Here is a 3,870-nt window from a genome sequence, read left to right on the forward strand (position 1 = left end):
CCACGGTGCCGTTGAGCTTCTTGGCGGTCGAAGCCGCTCCGGCCGCCAAGAAGCTCAACGGCACCGTGGTGCGCTCGCCGATGGTCGGCACCTTCTACCGCGCCGCCTCGCCCACCTCGGCGAACTTCGCCGAAGTCGGCCAGACCGTTAAGAAGGGCGACATCCTGTGCATCGTCGAAGCGATGAAGATGATGAACCACATCGAGGCCGAAGCCAGCGGCGTGATCGAATCCATCCTCGTGGAGAACGGCCAGCCGGTTGAGTACGACCAACCGCTGTTCACCATCGTCTGAACCGCGGAGAGCTGAGATGCTGGAAAAAGTCCTGATCGCCAACCGTGGCGAGATCGCCCTGCGCATCCTGCGCGCCTGCAAGGAGCTGGGCATCAAGACGGTGGCGGTGCACTCCACGGCCGACCGCGAACTGATGCACCTGTCCCTGGCCGATGAGACCGTATGCATCGGCCCGGCCCCGGCTGCGCAGTCCTACCTCAATATCCCGGCGATCATCAGCGCCGCCGAAGTGACCGGCGCCACGGCGATCCACCCGGGCTACGGCTTCCTCGCCGAGAACGCCGACTTCGCCGAACAGGTGGAGAACTCCGGCTTCGCCTTCATCGGCCCGAAAGCCGACACCATCCGCCTGATGGGCGACAAGGTGTCGGCCAAGGACGCCATGAAGAAGGCCGGCGTACCGACCGTCCCGGGCTCCGACGGCCCGCTGCCGGAAGACGAAGCGACCGCCCTGGCCATCGCCGAGGAAGTCGGCTACCCGGTGATCATCAAGGCCGCCGGTGGCGGTGGTGGTCGCGGCATGCGCGTGGTGCACAGCGCCGACGAGCTGATCAAGTCGGCCAAGCTGACCCGCACCGAGGCCGGCGCGGCGTTCGGCAACTCCATGGTCTACCTGGAGAAGTTCCTCACCAACCCGCGCCACGTCGAAGTGCAGGTCCTCTCCGACGGCCAGGGCAACGCCATCCACCTGGGTGACCGCGACTGCTCCCTGCAGCGCCGCCACCAGAAGGTGCTGGAAGAGGCCCCCGCTCCCGGCATCGACGAGAAGGCCCGCGCCGAAGTGCTGGCCCGCTGCGTCCAGGCCTGCGTCGAGATCGGCTATCGCGGTGCCGGTACCTTCGAGTTCCTCTACGAGAACGGCAGCTTCTACTTCATCGAGATGAACACCCGCGTCCAAGTGGAGCACCCGGTCACCGAGATGGTCACCGGCATCGACATCGTCAAGGAGATGCTCAGCATCGCCGCGGGCAACAAGCTGTCGATCAAGCAGGAGGACGTGGTCATCCGTGGTCACGCCCTGGAATGCCGGATCAACGCCGAGGACCCGGACAACTTCATGCCCAGCCCCGGCAAGGTGCAGTACTACCACGCACCCGGCGGCAATGGCGTGCGCGTCGACTCGCACCTGTACAGCGGCTATGCGGTTCCGCCGAACTACGATTCGCTGATCGGCAAGCTGATCACCTACGGCAAGGACCGCGACGAGGCCATGGCGCGCATGCGCAACGCCCTCGACGAGCTGGTGGTGGACGGCATCAAGACCAACATCCCGCTGCACCGCGACCTGACTCGCGACAAGGGTTTCCGCAAGGGGGGCGTGAACATTCACTACCTCGAGCACAAACTGGGCAAGAAGTAAGCCCGGCAACCCTGGAAGGGCCGCATAATGCGGCCCTTCTTCATTTCACGCGAAGGATCGCCATGTCCCTGAAGTCCCGCATCCTTGCCATCGGCCCGGCCTTCGGCGAAGCCTTCATCTGCCTCGGCCTGGCCCTGCGTTCCAGCCTGCGCCCCGGCATCCTCCTGCGCTCCTCCGGGCTCTGCCTGCTGACTCTGGTTTTCTGGAGCTGGGTCTTCTACGCCCATGCCGAAATCATCCTCAAGGCCGCCGGACTGCTGTCGTTCTTCGTCATCTCCGGCGCCGCCATGTTCGGCCTGATGCCCAGCCTCACCGGCGGCCCGGCCACCGTCAGCGGCATGGCCGGCATCGCCCCGGCAGTGGGGCTGATGCTGGTGTATTCCGCTCTCCTGGCACTGGCCATGGTCGGCGTGCTGTTCGTCGCGGCCGTCGTCATCAGCATCCGCCTGGCCCTGCGCTGGGTGCTGATGGGCAGCCTGCGCGAGCGCGCCCTCAAGCCCTACCCGGGCCTGGCCTCGCGCAGCCCGGCGGCCAGCGACCTGCTGCGCGCCGGTCGCTACCACCTGGGCCCCTGGCTGGGCATCGGCCTGGGCCCACTGCTGTGCCTGGCGATACCGGTTATAAACGGCGTGCTGCTGATCATTCTCCTGGGCTACCTCAACGTGCGCTTCCTGGTGCCCGCCGCGCTGTCGGGCCTCGCCAGCGGCGCCGAGCAGATGCAGGCGGTGCGCCGCCAGCGCGGGGCGATGATCGCCTTCGGCCTGCTCATCCTGCTGCTGGCGATGGTGCCGGTGCTCAACCTGTTGCTGCCCGCCCTGCTCGGCGGCGGCGCCTGCCACCTCGCCTATCGCGGCCTCGACCGCCCGGAGCGCCCGGCTGGCGCGGCATCGGAGCCTCAAGTAAGCTTGCCCGCCCCATGAAGCCATCTCAAAAACCACCTGCGCTGCCATCGCCGCGTTAAACACAGGCTAAAAATGCTCAGTTGCACCCCGTAAACTGCGCTTTTTCGCCTGTTCTTGCCTTGCGCTGCCGGCCTCGCCGACGTTTTTACAGGCGCCCATAAGGGCCATATTTTCACCGCATCGAGGTTCCGCCATGCCCTGGTTACAAGTCCGTCTCGCCATCACCCCGGATCAGGCGGAAACCTATGAAGACGCGCTGCTGGAAGTCGGCGCCGTCTCCGTGACCTTCATGGATGCCGAAGACCAGCCGATCTTCGAGCCCGACCTCGGCACCACCCCGCTCTGGTCCAACACCCACCTGCTGGCCCTGTTCGAAGCCGATACCGACGAAACCAACCTGGTCGCCCATCTGGAGCTGCTCACCGGCGGCGCGCTGCCCGAGCACCAGATCGAGCGCATCGAAGACCAGGACTGGGAACGCAGCTGGATGGACAACTTCCAGCCCATGCGCTTCGGCCGCCGCCTGTGGATCGTGCCCAGCTGGCACGAAGCCCCGGAGCCGGACGCGGTGAACCTGCTGCTGGACCCGGGCCTGGCCTTCGGCACCGGCACCCACCCGACCACCGCACTGTGCCTGGAATGGCTGGACGGCCAGGAGCTGGACGGCTGCGACCTGATCGACTTCGGCTGCGGCTCCGGCATCCTCGCCATCGCCGGCCTGCTGCTCGGCGCGCGCCAGGCGGTGGGCACCGATATCGACCCGCAAGCCCTGGAGGCCTCCCGCGACAACGCCTCGCGCAACGGCATCGACCCGGCCCTGTTCCCCGTCTACCTGCCCGCCGACATGCCGCAGCAGCAGGCAGACGTGGTGGTGGCCAACATCCTCGCCGGCCCGCTGGTGTCCCTGGCGCCGCAGATCACCGCACTGGTCAAGGCCGGCGGCCGCCTGGCGCTGTCGGGCATCCTCGCCGAGCAGGCCGAGGAAGTCCGCGCCGCCTACGCCGACGCCTTCGCCCTCGATCCCACCGCCGACAAGGACGGCTGGGTGCGCATCAGCGGCGTACGTCGCTGAGCAGAGCATGAGCAGACCCGCGCCAGCGCGTTGCCGAGTTGGTAGACTGGCGCCTTGTTTCGCACGGACCGCCGCATGACCGAAAGCTTCGTCACCCAGTGCCCCCATTGCCAGACCAGCTTCCGTGTGAGCCGCGCCCAGCTGGGCGCAGCCCAGGGCGCCGTGCGCTGCGGGGCTTGCCTGCACGTGTTCAACGCCGCCAAGCAGCTGCTCGGCGCGATGCCGCCCAGCGAGCCGAAGCCC

5 protein-coding genes are annotated in these 3,870 nt (G+C 67.2%); all 5 read left to right on the plus strand.

Annotated features, from left to right (window positions below):
- The coding region (accB, locus tag DMX10_RS31885; protein WP_111264844.1) for an acetyl-CoA carboxylase biotin carboxyl carrier protein at window positions 1-293 on the plus strand (293 nt) is incomplete at its 5' end.
- Between the two features lie 16 nt (window positions 294-309).
- Window positions 310-1,653 carry an acetyl-CoA carboxylase biotin carboxylase subunit gene (gene accC, locus DMX10_RS31890; protein ID WP_111264845.1) on the plus strand — a complete coding sequence of 448 codons (1,344 nt, stop codon included), beginning with the start codon at window positions 310-312 and terminating at the stop codon, window positions 1,651-1,653.
- A gap of 62 nt (window positions 1,654-1,715) precedes the next feature.
- On the plus strand, window positions 1,716-2,573 hold the full coding sequence (locus DMX10_RS31895) for an EI24 domain-containing protein (protein WP_111264846.1): 858 nt from the start codon (window positions 1,716-1,718) through the stop codon (window positions 2,571-2,573).
- Window positions 2,574-2,748: 175 nt separating this feature from the next.
- Window positions 2,749-3,627 carry a 50S ribosomal protein L11 methyltransferase gene (gene prmA, locus DMX10_RS31900; RefSeq protein ID WP_111264847.1) on the plus strand — a complete coding sequence of 293 codons (879 nt, stop codon included), beginning with the start codon at window positions 2,749-2,751 and terminating at the stop codon, window positions 3,625-3,627.
- Between the two features lie 75 nt (window positions 3,628-3,702).
- On the plus strand, window positions 3,703-3,870 hold a 168-nt coding region (locus DMX10_RS31905; protein ID WP_178083038.1), incomplete at its 3' end, for an MJ0042-type zinc finger domain-containing protein.

Origin of the sequence: Pseudomonas sp. 57B-090624 (genome assembly GCF_003234055.1) — a bacterium.
Taxonomy (GTDB): domain Bacteria; phylum Pseudomonadota; class Gammaproteobacteria; order Pseudomonadales; family Pseudomonadaceae; genus Metapseudomonas; species Metapseudomonas tohonis.